Origin of the sequence: Enterobacter sp. SM3 (assembly GCF_009811935.2) — a bacterium.
Classification (GTDB): Bacteria; Pseudomonadota; Gammaproteobacteria; order Enterobacterales; family Enterobacteriaceae; genus Enterobacter; species Enterobacter asburiae_D.
Window position 1 is genome coordinate 2,405,966 of sequence record NZ_CP099971.1, and the last position, 23,427, is coordinate 2,429,392.

Here is a 23,427-nt window from a genome sequence, read left to right on the forward strand (position 1 = left end):
GCAATAATTGCCATAAGCTTTCATATGGAATGATATTTAATGCGTTCTGCTCTTACCGCTTTCAGGCCGTTCCAGGTTGACACGCCGCTGCGAAATGCATCGACGATCTTCATCCTCACCACCTTATTCTATTTTGTTGGCGCGGAATTACGGCTCGTTGAGGCCCTGTCGCTGTTCTGGCCGCTGAATGGCGTCATGGCAGGGATTTTCGCCCGCTATGTTTACCTGAATCGCCTGCACTACTATGCGGTATGTTATGTCGCGATGCTGTTGTACGACGCGGTGACGACCAACTGGGGGATAGCCTCAGTGGTGATTAACCTGTCTAACATGATCTTTATCGTTGTCGTCGCCGTGCTGGTTCAGCGCGACAAGCGGCTGATGAAGAAAACCCCCGATCCGCTTAACGCATTACGCCTGTTTAACTACTGTCTGATTGCCGCGCTGCTTTGTGCCTTGCTGGGCGCGGTGGGGTCGGTCGGGATTGACAGTCACACCTTCTGGCCGCTGTTTGCCGACTGGTTTAGCGAGCAGTTCTCAACCGGCGTGCTTGTTGTGCCCTGTATGCTCACGTTGCGTATGCCCGGGCGTGAACTCAGGTTACGTCTTGAGCAGCTGCTGCCGGTGATGGCGCTGATCGTCTCCGTGGTCGCGTCGGTGGTGATTGGCGGAGCGGGGAGCCTCTCGTTTCCTCTGCCCGCGCTTATCTGGTGTGCGGTTCGTTACTCATTGCCTGCGACCTGTCTGCTGACGTTTATCACGGGCGCCACTGAAATCATTCTGGTCGCCAACTCGATTATTAATATTGCCGTGGCGACGCCGTTTACGACGCCAATGATGTTTTCAGCCAGGCTGGGCATCGCCACGATGGCGATCTGCCCGGTGATGGTCTCCGTCAGCATGGCGGCGATTAATTCCCTGATCCGTCAGGTTTCGCTCAGGGCGGATTATGACTTTTTAACGCACGTCTACTCGCGTTCCGGGCTTTACGAGGCGTTAAAGCATGAAGAGACGTACCGGCATACACGTTTTCTGACCGTCATGCTGCTGGATATTGATTACTTCAAAAGCATTAATGATAACTATGGCCACGAGTGCGGAGACCGCGTGCTGGCGTCGTTTGCCCGACAGGTTCAGCAGGTGGTTGGCGAAGACGGCATGGTGGCGCGCATGGGCGGGGAAGAGTTCGCTGTGGTGGTCCATTCAGGCGACGCGCAGCACGGTTTTGAACTGGCTGAACGTATCCGGTCCACCGTTGCCAGCCATCCTTTTACATGGCGTCAACAGACGCTCTTTCTGACGGTCAGTATTGGCCTCGGAAGTGGAAAGGCTGAGTCGTGGCAGTTGACCGAGGTCTTCAACAAGCTCATGGCCGAAGCGGACGATCATCTCTATCGTTCAAAAAAAGCGGGTCGAAACCGCACCAGCGCCCGGGTGGCCGACGAGCAAATTGCCGCGCCCTCCGGGAGTGAAACATAGCTGCGTTAATCGTCATAAGGCATTGACGTGAATAGTAAGCGGCTTAACAGGCTGTCAGAACACTGACAATGTCTCTGTTTAAGCTACGCTTTTAGTAACGCTTTACGTCAGGAGACATTATGAAAGCACCTGCAACCCCTGAAAATGAAACAGACAGACTCAACTCGCTACGAGAATCAGGTCTGCTTGAGATCGACAGTTCCCCGGCGTTTGACCGGCTAACGCGTCTGGCAAAACGCTTCTTCCAGGTGCCGCTGGCGATGGTCAATCTCATTGATGAGCATTCGCTAATCGTGAAGTCGGCTGACGGCCAGGCGCCCGGCACCGTTCCGCGTAACATCTCATTTTGTGGGCATACGATCCTCGCCGAAGCGCCGCTGGTGGTGGGGGATATGCTTCAGGACGATCGTTTTGCGGATAACCCGCTGGTGGCCGGTGAACCACGCGTGCGGTTTTACGCGGGCTTCCCGCTGCGCCTGCGTGACGGCGCTAGCGTTGGCTCGCTGTGCCTGATTGATTACGCTCCCCGGGAGTTTTCTGCCGCCGATCTCGCCGTGCTGGGAGACCTTGGCGCACTGGCGGAAGATGAATTTGCAGCCATCAGCGCGGCGACCACGGATGAATTAACCGGGCTATTCAACCGTCGGGGCTTTAATCAGCTCGTGCGCTTCACGCTTTCCGTTGCCCGGCGCCGGGCCGAGCCGCTGACGCTCGGCTGGCTGGATTTGGATCGCTTTAAGGAAATTAACGATCGCTTCGGGCATGAAGAGGGGGATAAGGCGCTGAAAGCCATGGCGCAACTGATGCGTGCCTCTTTCCGCGAGGCGGATCTGTTGGTTCGTTTTGGCGGAGACGAGTTCGCCGTGCTGTTCGCGGATACGGATGAGCAGGGCGCCTGGATTGCCATGCAGTATCTCGCCGAGCAGGTCGAAAGCTATAACGCCCGGAAGCTTCACCCCTGGTCGCTCCACTTCTCGTGGGGGCTAAGTGAATTCGATCATAACGGCAACGACCTGCAGCAGTGGTTAAAAGATGCCGATGAAAAGATGTATGCCATGAAGCAGCAGCGCCAGCGCGCCCGGTGACATAACAAAAGCCTATGTCCGATCCGTTTGCGTTAAGAAGATGTTAAATGCACAGTGACGGTATTCAACGTAAGGAAAAACAATGAATACCTCACTGCAAATCAAAAATCTCACCCGAGACGAAATTCTCACCCATCTTGATGCGCTGGCCGGGATCCTCGAAAACTGTGTGAACGGCGGGGCATCCGTCAGCTTTATGCTTCCCTTTAGCCTGGAGAAGGGTCGCTCTTTCTGGCGCGGCATTGCTGAAAGCGTAGGGCGCAACGAGCGCCTCGTGCTGGCCTGTGTCGACCCGCAGGACGGCGTCATCGGAACGGTGCAGCTAATCACAGACCAGCCTGAAAACCAGCCGCATCGAGCCGATGTGGCGAAGCTGCTGGTTCATGCGAAAGCGCGCCGTAAAGGGGCCGCGATGGCATTGATGGAAGCGCTTGAAGCTGAGGCCCGGGCCAGGAACATTTCGGTTCTGGTACTCGATACCTCCACCGGCAGCGGCGCCGAGACGTTCTATCAGCGTGCCGGCTGGCAAAAGGTGGGGGAGATCCCTCGCTATGCGCTGATGCCGGACGGCGCCATGACGGCCACATCCGTGTTCTATAAGTTCTTATGATTATTTTGTACAACTACGCCGTGGATTGATCAAAACAGGGTTCCCGGTCGTTAAGTTTTGATAAGTTATCGTACCAATCTTATCAGGCTGTATGACTAATCATAAAAGGAACCTCCTTGTGAACACGCTCAACCGTCGTGATTTTCCCGGTGCTCAATACCCAGAACGCATCATTCAGTTTGGCGAAGGCAACTTCCTGCGTGCTTTTGTCGACTGGCAAATTGACCTGTTAAATGAACATACCGATCTTAACGCCGGTGTGGTTATCGTCCGTCCTATTCAGAGCAACTTCCCGCCGTCGCTAAGCACTCAGGACGGTTTGTATACCACTATCATTCGCGGCCTGAACGAACAGGGTGAAGCGGTGAGTGAGAGCCGTCTTATTCGCTCGGTTAACCGTGAAATCAGCGTCTACGACGACTATGAGGCGTTTCTGAAACTGGCACACAACCCGGATATGCGCTTTGTTTTCTCGAACACTACCGAAGCGGGTATCAACTACCACGCGGGTGACCGATTCGACGATGCCCCTGCGGCGAGCTACCCGGCGAAGCTGACGCGACTGTTGTTTGAGCGCTTCAGCCACTTCAACGGTGCAGCGGATAAAGGCTGGATCATCATTCCGTGCGAACTGATTGACTACAACGGGGATGCGCTGCATGAACTCGTTCTGCGCTATGCCCAGGAGTGGGCGCTGCCTGCGGCCTTTATCCGGTGGCTAAACGACGCCAACAGCTTCTGCTCGACGCTGGTTGACCGAATCGTGACCGGTTACCCACGCGATGAATCGGCCACGCTGGAAGCCGAGCTGGGCTATCACGATGGGTTCCTGGATACGGCTGAACATTTCTATCTGTTCGTTATCCAGGGACCGGCATCCCTTGCTCAGGAACTCCGTCTGGATAAGTACCCGTTAAATGTGCTGATTGTCGACGACATCAGGCCCTACAAAGAGCGCAAAGTCGCCATCCTGAACGGCGCACACACAGCGCTGGTGCCGGTGGCATTCCAGGCCGGGCTGGATACGGTGGGTGAGGCGATGAATGATGTAGAGATCTGCGCATTCGTCGAAAAAGCGATTTATCAGGAGATCATTCCTGTCCTCGATCTGCCGCATGACGAGCTGGAATCATTCGCCAGTGCGGTAACAGGGCGTTTTCGTAATCCCTACATCCGACACCAGCTGCTTTCCATTGCGCTCAACGGCATGACCAAATACCGCACACGCATCCTCCCGCAGCTGCTGGCAGGGCAGAAGGCAGGCGGACAATTGCCTGCACGGCTGACGTTCGCTCTGGCTGCATTGATAGCGTTTTATCGCGCGGAGCGTAACGGGGAAAACTATCCGGTGCAGGATGACGCATTCTGGCTGGAACGTTATCAGCAGCTCTGGGCGCAGCACCGCGACCAGCAGCTCAGTACCCGTGACCTGGTGCAGTCAGTGCTGAGCGTGAGCGAGCACTGGGAACAGGACCTGACGCAGGTCGCCGGTCTTGTTGACCAGGTCACCCTGGACCTGGATGCCATTCTGCTGAAAGGAATGCGCGCAGCGGTTAAATCCCTTTGCTAACCACGTGACCCGGCTTCGGCCGGGTTTAACAACACCTTTATTTAGTTACAACATACTATTTGCCACTTTTTTTAAAACCAGATGCAGCACCGTGCGGTTATTGCTACGCAGGCGAGAAAATTCAATGTTTCGTTAACATGCTTGCAACTGTGAGGGGGATCACGTTTAATAGCTTCGCTCTTTTCTTTCCTGAAACTCACTATGATTGTTCGTCCTAAACAGCACTGGCTACAACTGATTTTTGTCTGGCACGGTTCGGTACTTCCCAAAATCTACACCCGATTGCTGCTCAACTTCCTGCTTTCTATCGCCGTTATCCTGATGCTGCCGTGGTACACCTCGCTGGGCATCAAATTTACCGTGGCGCCATTTAGCATTCTCGGCGTGGCGATCGCTATCTTTCTGGGTTTCAGAAACAACGCATGTTATTCACGCTACGTTGAGGCTCGCCTGCTCTGGGGACAGCTGATGATAGCGGCACGCTCGCTGTTTCGCGAGGTAAAAAACACGTTACCTGACGATAAGCACCTGGGTGAATTTGTCCGCCTGCAGATTGCTTTTGCTAACTGCCTGCGCATGACCCTTCGGCGGGAGCTGAACGCCGAGCAGCTCTCTCGTTATCTTGCTCCGGATGATTTACGTCACGTGATGAGCGCCAACTCGCCGGCAAACCGTATTTTACTGATCATGGGGGAGTGGCTGGCCGTGCGGCGGCGTAACGGGCAACTCTCAGACATCCTGTTCCACAGCCTGAACAACCGCCTGAACGATATGTCCATCGTGCTTTCCGGGTGCGAGCGCATTGCGACAACGCCGGTGCCGTTTGCCTATACGCTGATTTTGCACCGCACGGTGTATCTGTTCTGCATCATGCTGCCGTTCGCGCTGGTTGTGGATCTGCACTACATGACGCCCTTTGTCTCGGCGCTGATCTCCTACACCTTTATCTCGCTGGACACCCTGGCGGAAGAGCTGGAAGACCCGTTCGGTACTGAGGATAACGATTTGCCGCTGGACGCCATCTGCAACATGATGGAACGCGATCTGCTGCAGATGAACGATGAAGAGAACATTCCGGAAAGGCTGATGCCGGATAAGTATTATCAGCTGACCTGAGGGGCGTTCCACTCGTCGCGGGTGATCTCCCACAGCTCAGAATCCAGCATACCGCTGACGTAGGCTTTTTGTTCCGTTCTGATAAGCCGCATGCCGCTACTGTCTGAAATACGCCGGGATCGGCTGTTGGCGGCGGCTTTCGGGGCGCGTAATACGGGTTTGTTTAGCGTATTGAACCAGTAATCCGTCGCGGCAATGCTGGCCTCGCGCATGTATCCCTGGCCCTGAAACTCCGGGGCCAACCAAAATCCACGGTTGTTATCTTCCACATCGTACAGACAGATAATGCCCATCAGCGCGTCCGGCACCTCGCGAAGACGAATGCTCCAGAACCAGGCAATCCCTTTCGCCATATCCGGCAGCGCCACGTTGTTGACATAGTTTTCCGCGCCGTTATCCGGGTAGGGCCAGGGCACGGAAGAGACCATATAGCGGACAATCTCCCAGCGCGGATAAAGCTTTTGAATCTGGGCCGCATCTTCGGCAACCAGCGGTTTTAGCAGCAGGCGTTCTGTCGTGAGCGTCGGTATCGTCATCCGCGGATCTCCATATTTAAGCGTTATGCTTTTGTTTGCGTTCTGGTATTTTCATCTCTATCACATTCAGTTGAAGCGTGCTGGGTTTATTCCCTACCAGAAATGGGCATCATTTCTTTAATAGCGAAATTTTGATGAGCTTTGTATCTCTTTTAACCGGACGGGTTTTCCAGGATCTCCTGCAGCATGGCAAAGAGATAGAGGAGGCTATTGCTCATCGTGATATCCGTCTCTTGAATCATTCCACGCCCGAACTGGAACGGTATTTTTCGCGTCCTCTCAGCGAGCTTCCGCGTCAAAATCCTTATCCGGTAGCGGTGCTGTTACCTCTGTTTTTAGTGGCGTTTGCATTAAACCTTCTGCCTTTTCTCAGCGCGTTGCAGGGGTTGTCACCTTTACATCATGCAATGAGCTTTTTCGTACCATCATTGACGATGACAGGCGCGCTCATTGTGATAAGCGTACTCCTGGCACGTGGTAAGACGTCGGGATTGTTGGGATTTAGGGCGTTGTTCATCATTCTGCTGATAACGACCCTCGTTCAGGTTTTACATATCCTGCTTTCGCATGACGGAGGCCTTTGGCCGCTGGTCATCGCATCCTTCGCGCTGTTATTTTGTCGGGTGGTGATGAACAGCAGCGGCTTTGTGCTGTTTACGCTCTATTGTCGTACTCAGCGTCTTGCCAGACTGGCACAGGAAATGCGGCTAAAAAGCCGTTAAAGGGGGGTTATGACGTTACGAAAAGCTAAGCCACAGGAAGCCGAAATACTCTGGAATATTCGCAATCAGGCAATTCGTCACGGCTGTAAAACCAGCTACGACGCCGACGTCATTGCGCGCTGGACGCCAGATCTCATGCCCGAACGCTTTCGGCAGACGATCGTTGAATACCCTTTTTATGTGGTGGAAGATGAAAAGGGTGATATTACGGCAACCGGCTATCTGGATGTTGATACCCACTGTCTGGAGGCGATATTCACCTTGCCCGCGGCATTCGGTAAAGGCATGGCGACCCGAATAATCGAGGCGCTAAAAAATGAGGCCCGCAGTCGGGGGATAACCCACCTGAGGCTGGATGCAACGCCTAACGCCCAGTCGTTTTATCAGAAGCTGGGGTTTGTGACGCTAAGCGAAACCTATCATCACTCGCGTATAGCAGGTGTTGATTTACGCTGTTTCGAAATGGCGATCGATTTGTAATGTGAGGAACTCATGGCTGTCACAGTAAGACCTCTATGCGATGACGATTATTCCCGGTGGCGACCGCTGTGGGATGGCTATACCCATTTTTATGATTGCTACCTCGAGGAATCCGTCACCGCATCGACATGGGAAAGGGCGCTTTCAGCACATTCACCGATGTTCTGCCGGGTGGTCGAGAAGGACCAAAAGGTCATCGGTTTCGCGATGTGCATTCTGCATGAAGGAACCTGGTCAACGGCTCCCATCTGCTACCTCGAAGATCTGTTTGTTGATGCCGACGAACGCGGGGCGGGCGCAGGTAAGGCGCTGATTGATGCTCTGATTGAGGAAGGCAAGCGCGAAGGATGGTCAAAACTGTATTGGGTCACCCGGGAGAACAACCCGGCGCGTAAACTCTATGATAAATATGGTGAAGCTGACGATTACGTCCGCTATCGACTCTCCCTTTAAGGCGTCCACGCCTGTGTTTGTATCACACTGTATCAGCGTCCCGGATACATACACAGGCTTGCAATAAACCCGCTTTCGCACATATCCGCTATACATTGCAGTGTTGTTATATCCCCGTGAATTGTACTCAACCGGAGATACCAACATGTTTAGCAAACTCGCGTACTCAACCCTTGCACTGACCGTTTCTCTTGGCACCGTGATGGCCTGTCAGGCCGAAGTCACCGGCACAAACGTCGCGGCAGCCTTTGATCATCCACAGCAAATTAACGCCGGCGATCTGAATGTCGGCTATGTCGACATCGGCCCGAAAAATGGCCAGCCGGTTATTTTACTGCACGGCTGGCCGTACGATATTCACAGCTATGCCGAGGTCGCCCCCGCGCTGGCGGCAAAAGGCTATCGGGTGATTGTGCCTTCTCTGCGCGGCTACGGCACCACGCGCTTCCTGTCAGCCAAAACGCCGCGCAACGGCCAGCCTTCAGCCATGGCGAAAGATATTGTCAACCTGATGGATGCCCTGAATATAAAGCAGGCGGTATTTGCTGGATATGACTGGGGTGCCCGTACGGCGGATATCGTTGCGGCGCTGTGGCCAGAGCGCGTTAAATCACTGGTGTCGGTGAGTGGGTATCTGATCAGCAGCCAGCAGATTGGCAAACAGCCGCTGCCGCCAAAAGCGGAGCAGCAGTGGTGGTATCAGTTCTATTTCGCCACCGCGCGCGGTGCTGAGGGCTATGCTAAAAACACGCATGACTTCGCCCGTTTGATCTGGTCTCAGGCCTCGCCTGACTGGAAATTTAGCGATGCTGTTTTTAACGCCAGCGCCAAATCGCTCGATAACCCGGATCACGTCGCGGTGACGCTCAGCAACTATCGCTGGCGTTTAGGGCTGGAAAAAGGCGAACGCAAATACGACGGCTACGAGCAAAAACTGGCCGCGCTGCCGAATATCACTGTTCCAACGATCACCATCGAAGGCGGGAACAACGGTGCGCCGCATCCGGCTCCGCAGGCCTATGCGGGTAAATTTACCGGAAAATATGAGCATCGCACCTTCGGAGCAACCGTGGGGCACAATCCCCCTCAGGAAGATCCGCAGGATTTCGTCAAGGCCGTTGTTGACGCTGACAAGCTCTGAAATGTGCTATTTTCAGTACGTTACCCTTCGGTCTGGAGATTTCGGTGGAGCATATTGATCATATCCTTGTCGTCGATGACGACAGGGATATTCGTGAACTGATTGTCGATTATCTCGTTAAGTCAGGTTATCGCGCGACGGGCGCGGCCAACGGCAAAGAGATGCGCGCCGTGCTGGATAAACAGCATATCGACCTGGTGGTGCTGGATGTCATGATGCCCGGCGACGACGGGCTTACGCTATGTCGGCAGCTGCGCAGCGGCAAACACAAAGATCTGCCTATTCTGATGCTGACGGCCCGCAACGAGGAGACGGACAGGATCCTGGGTCTGGAGATGGGCGCGGATGACTACGTGGTGAAGCCGTTTGTCGCCCGCGAACTGCTGGCACGTATCAAAGCGATTTTACGGCGTTTCCGCACGATGCCACCCAATCTACAGGTGACAGAAGCAGGGCGGCTGGTGATGTTTGGTGAATGGCAGCTCGATACCGTCGCCCGCCACTTAATCGATCCGGAAGGGGTGATTGTGGCGCTCAGCGGGGCGGAGTATCGCCTGCTGCGCGTTTTCCTTGACCATCCTCAGCGGGTGCTGACCCGCGATCAGCTGCTCAACCTGACGCAGGGGCGCGACGCCGAGCTGTTTGAACGTTCTATAGACCTGCTGGTTAGCCGGGTTCGTCAGCGCCTGAACGAAGATGCCCGTACGCCCGCCTATATCAAAACCGTGCGCAGCGAAGGCTACGTCTTTACGATGCCGGTGACCATCAAAGAGGTTAACGAATGAGGTTCTGGCCACGCTCGCTGCTGGCCCGTTTGCTGATCGTCGTGCTGCCCGGTCTGCTGCTGGCTAACGCGCTGAGCCTGACGCTGGTCATGATTGAACGAATGCACAGCGCCCGCACGGTGATGCTCGGTAATCTGGAAAACGACGTCGCAACCAGCGTCGCCATTTTAGACCGGTTACCGGCCAGCGAGCGCGCGGCCTGGCTGCCGAGGCTTGAACGGGGTAACTATCGCTATATTCTGGGCACAGGGGAGCCCGGCGCAGCGCCGACGGATAAGCGTTCGCAGGATGCCATCCGTACCTTAAAAGCGACGCTCGCGGCAGAGTATCCGCTCAGCTTCACCGCCGTTCCCGGCGCCATTTCGCACATCCAGGCGCATCTTACGTTACGCGATGGCTCGCCGCTGACCATTGACCTCATCCCGCGCATGCCGCCGGTCGCCAGCTGGCTGCCCGTAGTGCTCATCCTGCAGCTGCTGCTCCTGGCGGCCTGCTCCTGGATCGCCGTGCGGCAGGTGGTACGGCCTTTATCACAATTTACCCGCGCGGTGGACTCGCTGGATCCGGCGGCCAGCACGCCGATGACGGAGAAAGGGCCGCTGGAGGTGCAGCGCGCAGCCCATGCCTTTAACGCAATGCAGGCGCGCATTCAGGCTTATCTCAGGGAGCGCGCGCAGATCCTGGCCTCTATTTCTCACGATCTCCAGACGCCCATTACCCGCATGAAGCTTCGTGTAGAAATGGCGGAGCAGCCTGAACTGCGGGACAAGCTCTTAAACGATCTTGATAACATGTCGCGTCTGGTGCGGGAGGGTATTGCATATGCCCGGTCATCAGAATCTCTGGAAGAGACCTCGCTGAAGCTGGAGCTGAACGCATGGGTCAACAGCATCGCCTGTGATTATCAGGACATCGGTAAAAACGTGCAGTTTCAGGCAGGTGAAGTCCGTTTACCGATCGTCACGCGCCCGCAGGCGCTTCGTCGGGTGATGACCAACCTGCTGGATAACGCCCTCAAGTTCGGCGAGCATGCCGCGATTGCCATAGATGATTCGTCCGACAGCGAGGTGGTTATTCACATTGTGGACGACGGACCGGGGATCCCCGAAGCCGAGCTTGACGCGGTATTACAGCCGTTTTATCGGGTTGAAACATCACGCAACCGCGATACCGGCGGAACAGGACTCGGGCTGGCGATTGCCGCACAGCTTACCGCTCAGCTGGAAGGAAAGCTCAACCTGACGAACCGGGCCGAAGGCGGGCTGGACGTCTCCATTACGCTACCGCGCCGTTAGGTAATTGTACGGCTTTGTATCTCCCAGTCAGGGCGATACAGAGCCAGACAAAACCCGCGTTTTTACACATATCCTGAACACATCCGCACGATGAAATAGTCTCACTGCAGCGTCGCAGGACTTGTATTGTGAGGTGTCTATGTTTCTGTTAATCGCTTTTCTGGGCGGGATGATAAGCCTGCTCAGTCCATGTACGCTCCCGGTTATCCCGCTCCTGTTCGCCGGTTTTCAGGGGCAGCGACGCCATATTCTGGCCCTGCTCGCGGGGATGATCGTGATGTTCACCCTGGTGGCGATGGTCGTCACCGTCGCCAGCGAGTGGATCGCAGAGGCAACCATCGTCGGGCGCTGGATCGCCCTCGTCATTCTGGCCGCGGCCGCGCTGGCCTTAATCTTTCCGTCCGTCGCCCAGCGTATTGCGGGTCCGGCCGTCAGTGCGGGAAACGTCCTCAACGCCAGAAGCGGGAAAACGCGCGGTATGGCATCGGCTTTTCTGGCCGGGCTGGCGGTTGGGCTGCTCTGGTCTCCCTGCGCCGGGCCCATACTGGGCGCCATTTTCAGCATTAATATCGCCGGCCACTCGGCCATTGCGACGGGCGCGCTGCTGGCGGCCTATGGCAGCGGATGCGCGCTGATGTTAAGCCTGCTCGTTTTAGGAGGCCGCACGCTGATGGCGCCGCTAAGAGCAAAATCGGCGCTGATGGAAAAGCTGCGGCAGGGGGCGGGCGTGGCGATGCTGGCGGCTGTCGTATTTAACGCGACAGGAATGACCTCGCTTCTTAAAGGAGCAAACGGCGTTGCGGATCGTCTGGAGACAAAACTCCTGACGCTGGCGAAACCAACAGCCGCGCCGGTGAAGCTCCAGCCGGTCGTGATGGCAGAGCCCAGCAGCCAGCTGCCTTCGTTAAGCGGCGGGACAGGGTGGATTAACGGTGACCCTGTCACGTCTGAATCCTTGCGAGGGAAGGTGGTGTTGATTGATTTCTGGACGTGGGATTGCATCAACTGCCAGCATACGCTCCCGCACGTGCGAGACTGGGCCACAAAGTATCAGTCGCAGGGTCTGGTCGTGATAGGGGTTCACACCCCTGAATATCCCTGGGAAAAACCGCTCGCCTCGGTGAAAAATGCGGTAAATAAATGGCAGCTGCCGTACCGGGTGGTGACGGATAACAACTACCAAATCTGGAACGCGTTCGGGAACCAGTACTGGCCAGCGCATTACTATTTCGATGCAAAAGGCCAGCTGCGCTATACCGCCTTTGGTGAAGGTGATTATGAGCAGCAGGAAAAAGTTATTCAGCAGCTGCTCAAAGAGGCTCGTTCATAGCCCCGTTCAGGGCTGACGCTGAGCCACAATAAACAGCCGCGGAAAGGCCAGCAGTATCTGCCCGTTTTCCTGGAGTGGATACTGCTCTTCCAGCAGTACATGGTAGCGTTTCAGGAAACGTTTCTGCTCGCTCTCATTCAGTTCCTGGAGCCACGGGCGCAAACCGGTGGCGCTTACCCAGTCAATAATGGCCTGGTGGGAGCTCATTTTATGGAAATAGGTTGTCCGCCAGATATCCACGTCACAGCCGGCCTCCGACAAGATGTCGTAATAGGCATGCACTCCCGGCAGAGGTTCGCGGCCGCGGTCAGGGTAGTCTTGCTCCAGCGCCACTTCGCGCATCGCTACGTGAGTGGGCTCAAGCCAGTTGTCAGGCATCTGGATCGCTAATACGCCGTTAAGCGTGAGCAGGGAAACAAGGTGCGGCAGGAGATCGTAATGGTCTGGGATCCACTGTAGCGATGCGTTAGCGTAAATCAGGTTCAGCGGCTGGCCAGGCTTGTACTGGCGGATATCAGCCTCAACAAAACGGCAGTCGGGTAACGCGCCGCGTGCTTCCTCCAGCATTGCAGGGGAGTTATCGACCCCGGTGATGTGTGCCGATGGCCAGCGATGCTTCAACAACGCGGTGCTGTTTCCTGGCCCGCAGCCTAAATCAGCGATGGTGGAGACCTCATCCAGCGGAATTCTGGCGAGCAGTTCAGCGGCAGGACGCGTTCTTTCCGCGCCGTATTGCAGGTAAAGAGAAGGGTTCCAGTCGGCCATTTTCGGTTCTCCGTTTTGCAGGCTTCTGCAAGAATAGCACAGGCAGACACCTGCACGGCGGCAGGTGTCCGAAGAACGGCACGCTAGAGAATGCCTTTCAGCGCAACATGATAAAGCAGCATGATAGTCTTCCCGTCGACAATCTTGCCCGTTTCAATGCCGCGTAATGCCTCTTCAAGCGTCATTTCCAGCACGTCGATATCTTCTCCTTCCGCCTTGATCCCACCGCCTGCGCCGGTTCTGTCTTTCGGCTGGTACTCGGCAAGATAAAAATAGAGCTTTTCCGTAACGGAACCCGGGCTCATATAGGCTTCAAAGATTTTCTGCACGCGTGAAACGTGGAATCCCGTCTCTTCTTCCGCCTCTGCTTTTATGCGGCTTTCGGGATCCATATTGTCCAGCAACCCCGCAGCGGCTTCGATTAAATCGTCCTCATGGCCGTTGATAAAGACGGGGAAGCGGAACTGGCGGGTCAGGATCACCGTCTTTTTATCACGGTTGTAGAGCAGAATCGTCGCGCCGTTCCCACGGTCGTAGACTTCCCGATGCTGACGCTGCCACTCGCCGTCACGCCGCTGCAGGTCGAAGGTGTATTTTTTAAGAACGTACCAGTTATCTGACAGCGTTTCACTGTCAATGATGCGCACATCTGCACGTTTTGATTGCACGTTTGTTCCTCCTTACGTAGAGTAATTATCATAAACAGCATTATCGTGCACATTCAAGATAAAACATGCAACATCAGGAATTCATGATGCTCACCAGTCAGCGAAAACAATTGATCCTCGAAAAGCTCGGCGCCGAAGGTCAGGTCCAGTCAAAAGCGCTCAGCATGTTCTTTGACGTCTCTGAAGACACCATCAGGCGTGATTTGCGCGAGCTGGCGGCAGAAGGGCGTTTGCAGCGCGTTCACGGCGGCGCGCTTCCGGCATCTTCCGCGATTGTTCCCTTTGCTGAACGGCAATCCGTGAAAATGGATGCGAAAAAACGGGTCGCCCGCAAAGGCGCGCAGCTGATTTCATCAGGCCAGGTGGTGATCGTCGACGGTGGCACGACGACCTCGGAGCTGATTACGTTTTTACCGGCAGACCTACGCATCACGGTGGTAACGCACAGCCCGAGCATTGCCCTGGGGCTGGTCGATCATCCGTCCATTGAGGTGATTCTGATCGGCGGTCGTTTGTATAAGCACTCTATCGTTGCGGTCGGCGCTGCGGCCATCGAAGGTATCGAAAATATTCATGCAGACCTGTTCTTTATGGGCGTGACCGGTATTCACCCCGACGCGGGGCTGACCACCGGTGATTTCGAAGAAGCGTGCATCAAACGTGCATTTTCCGGCAGAGCCGCGGAGACGGTTGTGCTGGCTTCTCCGGAAAAGATCAACACAGCGTCTTCGTTTGTGATTGGCGATGTGTCATCGGTGAACACCATCGTCGTTGAAGACAATACCGATAAGGAGTGGATCCGCGCGGTATCGGAAAAGGGGGTTTCCGTCGTGTTGACCTCAAAGAGTGACACTCTCTGATAGCCAGCCAGTGATCACAGGCTGGCTGGCGGCCTACCTTAAGCCTCAGGAATGCCCTCAAGGGCGGTATAAACCTTCAGGCCATATTTGCGGGCGACCTCAATGTCCATATCGGCACCTTTAGACGCACCGGCAATACGATAAATCGCATCACATTTAGCTATGAGCCGGTGAGCAACGGGGTACAGCATCGCTTCACTGATTTCATCACCAACCGCTTTCGACCCAGAGGCTTTTGCCAACGGCAAAGCCAGCCATTCGCCAATGACCGGGACGTGACCCCGCTGGTAAACGGCTAATGCTGCGCTTTCGAGTCGCGCCAGATTCTCATCAATGCGTGCCTGAACGCCTTCGGTTCCGCTGCGATAGGGGCCGGCAATTAAAATCAGCTGTTGTGTCATAGGTACCTCTGTCAGTGTTATTGCATGAAGTTGCACGCTTACTGCCGATACCATACGGGATTGTGAGCGCGTTATGAAACACTTTCGTGCATTATCGTGCAAAAAGATGCATAACAGATCATTTAATCGTTTCTGACAGAAGGGCTGAGCTACTGACTTTCCGGCGCATGGCACACCGCCTCGATGTTATGGCCATCAGGCGAGATGACAAAAGCGGCATAGTAATTTTCACCGTATGACCTCAACCCCGGGCCGCCGTTATCACGTCCGCCGGCGCGCAGGGCGGCATGGTAAAACGCATCGACCTGCTGGCGCGTGTTGGCCACAAACGCCAGATGCAGAGGAGCAGGTTTATCATTTGTCTGAAAAAGACAGAGCGAAACGTCGCCTGAGCTCATTTCGACACCATAGTCTGGCGTGCCTTCATCGATGAGTTCTACACCAAGCGGCTTGAGCGCATGGAGAAAGAAGGTTTTACTTTTTTCATAATCACTGACGCCGAATTTCACATGATCGAACATGGTTCCTTCCTTTACAAGATGGAGAAATAACGAGTATAGAAGGAGAGTGGGGCGAACATGATAAAGAACGCGTCAATGTGACAGACATCAATTTATGCAGTCTTTTCCGATGCCGAAACGGACAAATGGCATATTTAAAACGTCAGGGTTTGAACTGGCGAAATAAACCTATTTACTGGTGCTCATAAATGTTTTTAGCAACCCGTTTCCGTCCAACAAATATCCACCGAAGATAATCGTATAGCCAGTTAAACAGCATTGTGTATGGCAGGAAAAACAGTACCAGACCAATCTCAACGAAAAATGCCTCAGTCATGGTTAAATTCAGCATAACCATCGCGACAGGGATTAAGGTGACGATCAGTCCTGTTTCAAAACCCACCGCATGGATCGCACGAACGAGAAATGTTCGTTGAAACTGATGTTTTTTTTGCAGGGAATCAAAGAGTTTATTAAATACAAAATTCCAGGCCGTTGCGGTAAGTGCAGATATCACTGACAGCGAGCCTGACTGGAGTATCGACACGTTCATCAGCCAGGCAAGCGACAGCGCTATGATAACGTTAGCTATCACTTCAAAAATGACGGCATGGAAGATTCTCTCTTTAATACTTTTATTTAATTCAATTTCCATTTGCATAGGGCTGCGTTTTTCAAAAGCTGAAGTATATCAGACATCGTTCAACTCTTTCTAAACGTGCAGGTTAGGATTATGTTAAATGCAGCCCAGACCCGCTAATGTGGAATGCACGGCCTCAATAAGAGGGGTCTGCGGTTCATGGCCTAAAAAGGCAATCAGTTTTGAATTGTCCATCTCTATTGTCTGCTCCCAAAGATAGCGCATCTCCCGCATTTCATGCAGCGTAGCGTTAAAGGGACTCATCGCAGAGATAAGCCACCAGGGAAATGGCTTCACCTTCGCCTTAATGCCGGCACGCTCCGCGACGTGCTTTATGGCTACTGTCATCGCTGTCCCATCAGGATCCCAATGCCCACGCATATGGAAACTGGCAAACGGTTCGAGCTCATCCCGACGCGCCAGCAGTGCTGCGAGCGTTTCGGCGACATCCGGCAGATAAGCCCACTGATGGCCTGCGCCGATTTTCCCGGGGTTTTTAATCACCTTCGGTGGATGCCCCGGTTGGACTAATCCCTGTGAAAACCAGTTGTTACCAGCATGGGGACCAAAAAAGTCGCCAGCCCGCAAAATCAGCACCTTTCCGCCACGCTGTGCATAGGCTGCGAGTTCTTTCTCCATTTGCACGCGTATGGCTCCTTTTCGGGTAACCGGATTCTGAAGGGAATCCTCGCGTAAGAGGGGAAAAGCATCCGGGCCGTAGTTATAAATCGTCCCCGGCAGAACGATTAATGCACCGTTTCGCTCTGCTGCGCTGATGGTGTTATGCAGCATGGGCAAAACCAGCTGTTCCCAGTTTCGATAACCCGGCGGGTTAACGGCATGGACAATCACGCTGCATTCTGACGCCGCTGCCTCAACCTGCTCAGCATTCTGCGCATCGCCGCTTATCCACGTAATACTTTTGCTGTGTGCGTCATTTTCCGGAACGCTGCGACGCAATGCACGTACATCCCATTCGTCACGCATCAATTTACGGGCAATTTCGCCACCGCTCCCACCCGTTGCGCCCAGTATCAGTACCTTATTTGTGCTTTTCATCGTCTTACCCTTGTTGGTTATCTGCTTGACATCTTAATGAGCACACGGGCTAAATGTAATTGCATAATATAAGCCAGCAGGTATGCATATTTGTATGAAGCTAAATATTCCGTGGGAATGGTATCGCACCTTTTTGGCCGTGATGAAAGAAGGGTCTTTGTCAGGGGCCGCACGCAGGCTGGCAATTACCCAGCCAACTGCCGGACGTCATATTGCGGCACTGGAATCAGCCCTCGGCCTTGTTTTATTTACCCGTTCGCAGACGGGATTGCAGGCAACGGATGCAGCCGTCGAGCTGAAGGGCCATGCGCAAGCGATGGAAAATACGGCCATGATGATTGAGCGGTCGGCTGCCAGTTTCAGCTCCGGCGCAACCGGATTACGAGGCGTGGTGCGCGTCGCCGCCAGTGAAATCATCGGCACCGAGGTTCTGCCTCCGGTGATTGCACACATAAAGGAAGAATACCCGCAAATAACCGTTGAGCTGGTTCTGTCTAATCGCGTTCAGGATTTACTGAACCGGGAAGCGGACATTGCTGTACGCATGACCACACCGGTGCAGGAGCAATTGATTGCACGTCGGATGGGCAGGATAGAAATAGGTCTGCATGCCGCGCCAGCCTATCTGTCACGACACGGTGCACCGGAAAATATTGATGAGTTATTTACCCATACGCTCGTGGGTTTCGACAACATGACGCCCTTTATTTTACAAGCGCTTAAACAGTACCCACAGCTAAACCGCGAACTGTTTACCGTGCGAACCGACAGTGATATTGCACAATTAAACCTCATACGCGCCGGAGCAGGTATCGGTATGTGTCAGGTGCAGCTCGCCGATTTTTCTCCGCCGCTACAGAGGATAATGCCTGATTTCTTTGCATTTCATCTCGACACCTGGCTGGTGATGCATGAGGATTTACGCCACAGCCAGGCCTGTAAAACGGTGTTTGATTTTCTTGCTGAGGGTTTACAGGCTTATATCAACAGGGCAAAACGGTAAGCCATGCACTGTGAGACGATCAGCGTGACGATAACAGCACTTGAGAAGACACGCTCAGAGGCCATTATCATCAGGTCAAGGATGTCCACAAAACGCCAGATTTCGCCTTACTTCATATTGGTGCGCATAATGTATATTATGTTAAATGACATCCAAAGGTCTCTTTGAGATACCTCCCTTTTATTACATTTTAGGGATAGCGATTTGGCGAGCTTGATTAACCAGCAAGGCGTGAAGAATTCAGATCGTATTTTTTAATCTTGCGGTACAGCGTGGCAATCCCGATACCCAATTCGTCTGCCGCCTGTTTCTTGTTGCTATAACGGCTTAAGGCGTCGCGTATCATCTGACGTTCCATCTCTTCAAGCCCGGTTACGCCCTCCTCCTCTTTTGCGGCTCTGCCCCCCGTTTTCCCTGGCGCCTCTTCGCGTTCGCCGGTTTTACCGCAGCTCACCAGGTTTGGCGGCAGCAGCGAGATATCGATCACTTCGCCGGATGGGACCACGTTGACCAGATACTCCATCAGATTGCTCAACTCACGAATGTTACCCGGCCAGCGGTAGCTTTTCAGCAGCGTAACTACCTCCGGCGCCACGCCCGGGTACACCAGCTCTAGCCGACGGGTATGCAGATGCAGGAAATAGTGAATCAGCAGTTCGATATCTTCCTGGCGTTCACGCAGCGGCGGCAGGCGTAACGGAATGACGTTAAGCCGATAGTAGAGATCCTCACGAAACTTACCGTCGGCGATAAACCGATCGAGGTTTTGATTGGTGGCGGAAATAATTCGAATATCCACCGGTACCGGATGGCTAGCCCCGACCGGCTGGATCTCGCGCGATTCAATGGCCCGCAGCAGCTTGGCTTGCAGAGTGAGCGGCATATCGCCAATTTCATCGAGAAACAGCGTCCCATGGTTAGCGGCCTGAATCAGCCCCGTTTTACCGTTGGCTGACGCGCCGGTGAAGGCCCCCTTCACATAACCAAACAGTTCGCTTTCCAGTAACTGTTCGGGAATGGCGGCACAGTTGATGGCGATAAACGGCTTATCTTTGCGATCGCTCAGCTTGTGCACCGCACGAGCAACCACCTCTTTACCGGTTCCGCTTTCCCCCGCAATCATCACGCTTGACGGGCTGGGTGCCACGCGGGTAATCAGCTTTTTCAGCTGCCGCATTGGGCGACACTCGCCAACCATCTGTTCAATCTGCGGCCCTTCCTGCGGCGCGGTAATCTCTGCCGAAGAGTGCGACTGATGAAACGCCATCAGAAACAGCCACTGGTCCTGAATGGCATGTAGCTGACCGATAATCAGCTCTTTCTTATCATCAATAGAAATGACGTGCTGTACGTGACCGCGAATAAAGTTTTGCGCGAACGTCAGAGGCCGAAAGTGAATCTCTTTACCCACCATACTCCCCTGGCTCACCCCAAGGATTTTTAACGCTGCCTGATTAACAAATTTGACTTTCTGCTCCTGACTTACAACCAGTACACCCTGGTCCATATTGTCAAGCATCGTTAAAAACATTTTCTGGATATTGTCGCCGCCGCTCTGATCCTCAAGTAAACGGGAGACAAATATGGAAGAGACGTGACGAACATAATCGGAAAACTCGGTGATGTTATCATTGATTCTTTCCTGCTGCTCGCGCGTCAGGGCAATCAGACTAATAACGCCAACGCACTGTTCCTGATAAATCACCGGTGTACCCAGGAAGGCCTTTTCTTTGCAGGTTTCTTTACTCTCACAACCTTTGCATAAGGGATCGAAACGCGAATGGGCCACCACCTTCTCTTTTTTTGTTTCAATAATGTAACGAAGAAGTCGCGAGTCTGTATTTAATTTACGGCCAAGGAATTTACCGTAACTTCCCGTACCGGCCACGCGGCACAGGCTATTATCGACAATTTCAACTTCAAGCTGGAGTACGCTGGAGAGCATGCGTGCAAAACGTTGAATGGTTGGCTGAATCTGCATCAAAATAGATGACGAACTGGAAGGTATCATAATATCACTCACTAAAAGCTAACTGGGTGAAAGACAACGTTTATTTCTCTGTAATGATACTACCGCAGCCCTTAGCAATAATTGATGGGGGTGCCTTTTCTTTTTCGATTCTTGCGTCAATTATGGAGGCGGTATCACATTTTTATATCAATGTGATAATTTTGATGATGATTTTATCAATTTGGTGCCCTTCTCTCACGCAAGTCATCTATTTCACGGAAACACAGTATGTACAAATAAACACATAACAAAACTGCTCGCCGTCATTTTTATTACCCATCGCCACATCGGCTTCTTTTTCGTGACAGCCATCTCATAATCCAGCTGTTTTATCCGCGGTTAATCAGGTCTTTTTTGAAATTGGCACGCTTATTGTTAGTGAAATATCAGCGCTGGCATTTGCCGCAGCGGTAACCCGCAATCAATAAGCCCGTCATTCACGACCAGGATTAAATATGAAAACTGTTAACGAACTGATTAAGGATATCAACACGCTGAATTCCAATCTGCATGATAAGGATTTTCTGCTGACATGGGAGCAGTCGCCGGATGAGCTCAAGCAGGTGCTGGACGTCGCGGAAGCGCTAAAAACGCTACGTGCGGAAAATATCGCCACCAACGTGTTCAACAGCGGGCTGGGAATTTCGGTATTCCGCGATAACTCTACCCGTACCCGCTTCTCCTATGCCTCGGCGCTGAATCTGCTCGGGCTGGCGCAGCAGGATCTCGACGAAGGTAAATCGCAGATTGCCCACGGTGAAACGGTGCGTGAAACCGCAAACATGATCTCCTTCTGTGCCGATGCTATCGGTATTCGCGATGACATGTATCTTGGCGCGGGTAATGCCTATATGCGTGAGGTTGGCGAAGCGCTGGATGACGGCTACAAGCAGGGCGTGCTGCCGCAGCGTCCGGCGCTGATTAACCTGCAATGCGATATTGACCACCCTACGCAGGCGATGGCCGATCTGGCGTGGTTGCGTGAACACTTTGGGTCGCTGGAGGATCTTAAAGGCAAGAAAATCGCCATGACCTGGGCCTACTCCCCAAGCTACGGTAAGCCTCTCTCCGTACCTCAGGGTATTATTGGCCTGATGACCCGTTTCGGTATGGACGTCACCCTCGCCCACCCGGAAGGCTACGACCTGATTCCTGACGTGATTGAAGTGGCGAAAAACAACGCCAAAGCGTCCGGCGGCAGCTTCCGCCAGGTGACGGATATGGCGGAAGCCTTTAAAGATGCCGATATCGTCTACCCGAAATCCTGGGCGCCGTATCAGGTCATGGAGCAGCGTACTGAGCTACTGCGCGCTAACGATCGCGAAGGTCTGAAGGCGCTGGAGAAAGCCTGCCTGGCGCAGAACGCCCAGCATAAAAACTGGCACTGCACCGAAGAGATGATGGCAAAAACCCACGACGGCGAGGCGCTGTATATGCACTGCTTGCCAGCGGATATTACCGGCGTCTCCTGCAATGAAGGCGAAGTCTCCGAAGCCGTGTTCGAAAAATACCGTATCGCCACCTACAAAGAGGCCAGCTGGAAGCCGTACATCATCGCCGCCATGATCCTCTGCCGTAAATACGCGAAGCCGGGCATGTTGCTGGAGCAACTGCTGACCGAAGCGCAAAACCGCATCAAATAGCCTTCCCTGCTGGCCTGCGGGCCAGCATCACTCCCCGTAATGACGAATAAGGACAGAGTATGTCTGCTTTCTCACTGAAAATGGATATTGCCGATAACCGTTTTTACACCGGCGAAGCGTCGCCGCTGTTCTCGCGCCAGCCTGCGCAACAGGCGCGCCGTTTTCATCAAAAAATTAGCGGCTATCAGCCGACCCCGCTGTACGCGTTGAATGAACTGGCCGCCCTGTTTGGCGTGCGCAAAATTCTGGTGAAGGACGAGTCTCAGCGGTTTGGCCTTAACGCCTTCAAGATGCTCGGCGGTTCTTACGCAATTGCGCAATTGCTGTGTGAAAAGTATCAGCTGGATATCAACGAACTGTCGCTGGACGGCCTGAAATCACGCATTAAAGAGAAAATGACCTTCGCTACCACCACCGATGGTAACCACGGTCGCGGCGTGGCGTGGGCAGCGCAGCAGCTTGGGCAAAACGCGGTGATTTATATGCCGAAAGGTTCGGCACAAGAACGCGTGGACGCCATTCTACGTCTGGGCGCGGAATGTATCGTCACCGACATGAACTACGACGACACCGTGCGCTTCACCATGCAGACGGCGCAGAAAAACGGCTGGGAGGTAGTCCAGGACACCGCATGGGATGGTTACACCAAAATCCCCACCTGGATTATGCAGGGCTACGCCACGCTGGCTGATGAAGCCGTCGAACAGATGTCGTCGATGGGCATCGCCTGCCCAACGCACGTTTTCTTACAGGGCGGCGTGGGCGCGCTGGCCGGCGGCGTGCTGGGTTATCTGGTCGACGTTTACGGCGCGGGTAACCTGCATTCCGTTATCGTTGAACCTGAGCTAGCCGACTGTCTCTACCGCTCCGGGGTGAAGGGGCAAATCGTCAACGTCGGCGGCAATATGGCCACCATCATGGCGGGGCTTGCCTGCGGTGAACCCAACCCGCTCGGGTGGGAAGTCCTGCGCAACTGCGCCAGCCAGTTTATTTCGTGTCAGGACGCGGTTTCCGCACTCGGTATGCGAGTGCTGGGCAACCCGATCGGCCACGATCCGCGCGTTATTTCCGGAGAGTCAGGCGCGGTCGGTCTTGGCTTGCTCGCCGCCGTTCACTACCACCCGCAGCGCGATGCGCTGATGAACAAACTGCAGCTGGATAGCCACTCCGTCGTGCTGATCGTCAGCACCGAAGGCGATACCGACGTGAAGCATTATCGGGAAATCGTCTGGGAAGGCAAGCATCCAGCAGCACAATAACCCTCACAAATTAAGA

General features: G+C 54.0%; 24 protein-coding genes. 16 read left to right on the plus strand and 8 right to left on the minus strand.

Features of this window, described 5'->3' with window-relative positions; genetic code table 11:
- Window positions 1-39 precede the first annotated feature (39 nt).
- The 5 genes from GVO84_RS11385 to GVO84_RS11405 all read left to right on the plus strand — a co-directional run bounded on the left by GVO84_RS11385 (window position 40) and on the right by GVO84_RS11405 (window position 5,860).
- Window positions 40-1,479 (plus strand): sensor domain-containing diguanylate cyclase, encoded by a 1,440-nt coding sequence (locus GVO84_RS11385; RefSeq protein WP_159514170.1) that lies wholly within the window; start codon window positions 40-42, stop codon window positions 1,477-1,479.
- A 119-nt stretch (window positions 1,480-1,598) separates the two neighbouring features.
- Window positions 1,599-2,564, plus strand: a complete 966-nt coding sequence (locus GVO84_RS11390) for a sensor domain-containing diguanylate cyclase (RefSeq protein WP_159514171.1) — start codon at window positions 1,599-1,601, stop codon at window positions 2,562-2,564.
- Window positions 2,565-2,646: 82 nt separating this feature from the next.
- Window positions 2,647-3,174, plus strand: a complete 528-nt coding sequence (locus GVO84_RS11395) for a GNAT family N-acetyltransferase (RefSeq protein WP_159514172.1) — start codon at window positions 2,647-2,649, stop codon at window positions 3,172-3,174.
- A 118-nt stretch (window positions 3,175-3,292) separates the two neighbouring features.
- Window positions 3,293-4,744: a tagaturonate reductase gene (locus GVO84_RS11400; protein WP_159514173.1), complete on the plus strand. Its 1,452-nt coding sequence runs from the start codon at window positions 3,293-3,295 to the stop codon at window positions 4,742-4,744.
- A 201-nt stretch (window positions 4,745-4,945) separates the two neighbouring features.
- A complete protein-coding gene (locus GVO84_RS11405) occupies window positions 4,946-5,860 on the plus strand; it encodes a bestrophin family protein (RefSeq protein ID WP_159514174.1) in 915 nt (304 codons plus the stop codon).
- On the opposite strand, the gene GVO84_RS11410 is transcribed toward GVO84_RS11405, so the two are convergent.
- Window positions 5,848-6,396, minus strand: coding sequence for a GNAT family N-acetyltransferase (locus GVO84_RS11410; RefSeq protein ID WP_159514175.1), 549 nt, complete (start codon window positions 6,394-6,396; stop codon window positions 5,848-5,850). The two genes, GVO84_RS11405 and GVO84_RS11410, sit on opposite strands and share 13 nt — an antisense overlap.
- A 134-nt stretch (window positions 6,397-6,530) precedes the next feature.
- Here GVO84_RS11410 and GVO84_RS11415 point away from each other — a divergent pair, with 134 nt between their 5' ends.
- The 7 genes from GVO84_RS11415 to GVO84_RS11445 all read left to right on the plus strand — a co-directional run bounded on the left by GVO84_RS11415 (window position 6,531) and on the right by GVO84_RS11445 (window position 12,602).
- Window positions 6,531-7,118, plus strand: coding sequence for a hypothetical protein (locus tag GVO84_RS11415; protein ID WP_159514176.1), 588 nt, complete (start codon window positions 6,531-6,533; stop codon window positions 7,116-7,118).
- A 9-nt stretch (window positions 7,119-7,127) separates the two neighbouring features.
- Window positions 7,128-7,598 carry a GNAT family N-acetyltransferase gene (locus GVO84_RS11420; RefSeq protein WP_159514177.1) on the plus strand — a complete coding sequence of 157 codons (471 nt, stop codon included), beginning with the start codon at window positions 7,128-7,130 and terminating at the stop codon, window positions 7,596-7,598.
- Between the two features lie 12 nt (window positions 7,599-7,610).
- Complete coding sequence (locus GVO84_RS11425) at window positions 7,611-8,051, plus strand: GNAT family N-acetyltransferase (RefSeq protein ID WP_121423734.1); 441 nt, start codon at window positions 7,611-7,613, stop codon at window positions 8,049-8,051.
- Between the two features lie 145 nt (window positions 8,052-8,196).
- Window positions 8,197-9,192, plus strand: coding sequence for an alpha/beta fold hydrolase (locus tag GVO84_RS11430; protein WP_121423735.1), 996 nt, complete (start codon window positions 8,197-8,199; stop codon window positions 9,190-9,192).
- 44 nt (window positions 9,193-9,236) lie between these two features.
- Complete coding sequence (locus GVO84_RS11435; RefSeq protein ID WP_121423736.1) at window positions 9,237-9,977, plus strand: response regulator; 741 nt, start codon at window positions 9,237-9,239, stop codon at window positions 9,975-9,977.
- Window positions 9,974-11,272 carry an ATP-binding protein gene (locus tag GVO84_RS11440; RefSeq protein ID WP_159514178.1) on the plus strand — a complete coding sequence of 433 codons (1,299 nt, stop codon included), beginning with the start codon at window positions 9,974-9,976 and terminating at the stop codon, window positions 11,270-11,272. Before GVO84_RS11435 ends, GVO84_RS11440 begins: the two co-directional genes overlap by 4 nt.
- Window positions 11,273-11,411: 139 nt before the next feature.
- Window positions 11,412-12,602, plus strand: coding sequence for a cytochrome c biogenesis protein/redoxin (locus GVO84_RS11445; protein WP_159514179.1), 1,191 nt, complete (start codon window positions 11,412-11,414; stop codon window positions 12,600-12,602).
- Between the two features lie 6 nt (window positions 12,603-12,608).
- Here GVO84_RS11445 and tam read toward each other — a convergent pair whose 3' ends face one another.
- Both tam and GVO84_RS11455 read right to left on the minus strand, forming a co-directional pair.
- Window positions 12,609-13,367 carry a trans-aconitate 2-methyltransferase gene (gene tam / locus GVO84_RS11450; RefSeq protein ID WP_159514180.1) on the minus strand — a complete coding sequence of 253 codons (759 nt, stop codon included), beginning with the start codon at window positions 13,365-13,367 and terminating at the stop codon, window positions 12,609-12,611.
- Between the two features lie 83 nt (window positions 13,368-13,450).
- Window positions 13,451-14,035 (minus strand): NUDIX domain-containing protein, encoded by a 585-nt coding sequence (locus GVO84_RS11455; RefSeq protein ID WP_159514181.1) that lies wholly within the window; start codon window positions 14,033-14,035, stop codon window positions 13,451-13,453.
- 86 nt (window positions 14,036-14,121) lie between these two features.
- Between GVO84_RS11455 and GVO84_RS11460 the strand changes: the two genes are divergently transcribed.
- Window positions 14,122-14,895, plus strand: a complete 774-nt coding sequence (locus tag GVO84_RS11460) for a DeoR/GlpR family DNA-binding transcription regulator (RefSeq protein ID WP_159515634.1) — start codon at window positions 14,122-14,124, stop codon at window positions 14,893-14,895.
- A 38-nt stretch (window positions 14,896-14,933) separates the two neighbouring features.
- On the opposite strand, the gene GVO84_RS11465 is transcribed toward GVO84_RS11460, so the two are convergent.
- The 4 genes from GVO84_RS11465 to GVO84_RS11480 all read right to left on the minus strand — a co-directional run bounded on the left by GVO84_RS11465 (window position 14,934) and on the right by GVO84_RS11480 (window position 17,495).
- Window positions 14,934-15,296 (minus strand): DUF4406 domain-containing protein, encoded by a 363-nt coding sequence (locus GVO84_RS11465; RefSeq protein WP_159514182.1) that lies wholly within the window; start codon window positions 15,294-15,296, stop codon window positions 14,934-14,936.
- Between the two features lie 149 nt (window positions 15,297-15,445).
- Window positions 15,446-15,817 carry a VOC family protein gene (locus GVO84_RS11470; RefSeq protein ID WP_159514183.1) on the minus strand — a complete coding sequence of 124 codons (372 nt, stop codon included), beginning with the start codon at window positions 15,815-15,817 and terminating at the stop codon, window positions 15,446-15,448.
- Between the two features lie 172 nt (window positions 15,818-15,989).
- A complete protein-coding gene (locus tag GVO84_RS11475; protein ID WP_159515635.1) occupies window positions 15,990-16,451 on the minus strand; it encodes a PACE efflux transporter in 462 nt (153 codons plus the stop codon).
- 81 nt (window positions 16,452-16,532) lie between these two features.
- Complete coding sequence (locus GVO84_RS11480; protein ID WP_159514184.1) at window positions 16,533-17,495, minus strand: NAD-dependent epimerase/dehydratase family protein; 963 nt, start codon at window positions 17,493-17,495, stop codon at window positions 16,533-16,535.
- Window positions 17,496-17,589: 94 nt separating this feature from the next.
- Here GVO84_RS11480 and GVO84_RS11485 point away from each other — a divergent pair, with 94 nt between their 5' ends.
- Window positions 17,590-18,498 carry a LysR family transcriptional regulator gene (locus tag GVO84_RS11485; RefSeq protein WP_159514185.1) on the plus strand — a complete coding sequence of 303 codons (909 nt, stop codon included), beginning with the start codon at window positions 17,590-17,592 and terminating at the stop codon, window positions 18,496-18,498.
- A gap of 217 nt (window positions 18,499-18,715) precedes the next feature.
- Here the strand turns inward: GVO84_RS11485 and GVO84_RS11490 are convergent, their stop codons facing one another.
- A complete protein-coding gene (locus tag GVO84_RS11490) occupies window positions 18,716-20,509 on the minus strand; it encodes a sigma-54 interaction domain-containing protein (RefSeq protein ID WP_121423747.1) in 1,794 nt (597 codons plus the stop codon).
- Window positions 20,510-20,964: 455 nt separating this feature from the next.
- On the opposite strand from GVO84_RS11490, the gene ygeW reads away from it, so the two are divergent.
- Together ygeW and dpaL are read left to right on the plus strand one after the other, a co-directional pair.
- A complete protein-coding gene (ygeW, locus tag GVO84_RS11495) occupies window positions 20,965-22,152 on the plus strand; it encodes a knotted carbamoyltransferase YgeW (RefSeq protein WP_159514186.1) in 1,188 nt (395 codons plus the stop codon).
- Window positions 22,153-22,211: 59 nt separating this feature from the next.
- On the plus strand, window positions 22,212-23,411 hold the full coding sequence (gene dpaL / locus GVO84_RS11500) for a diaminopropionate ammonia-lyase (RefSeq protein ID WP_121423749.1): 1,200 nt from the start codon (window positions 22,212-22,214) through the stop codon (window positions 23,409-23,411).
- Window positions 23,412-23,427 lie beyond the last annotated feature (16 nt).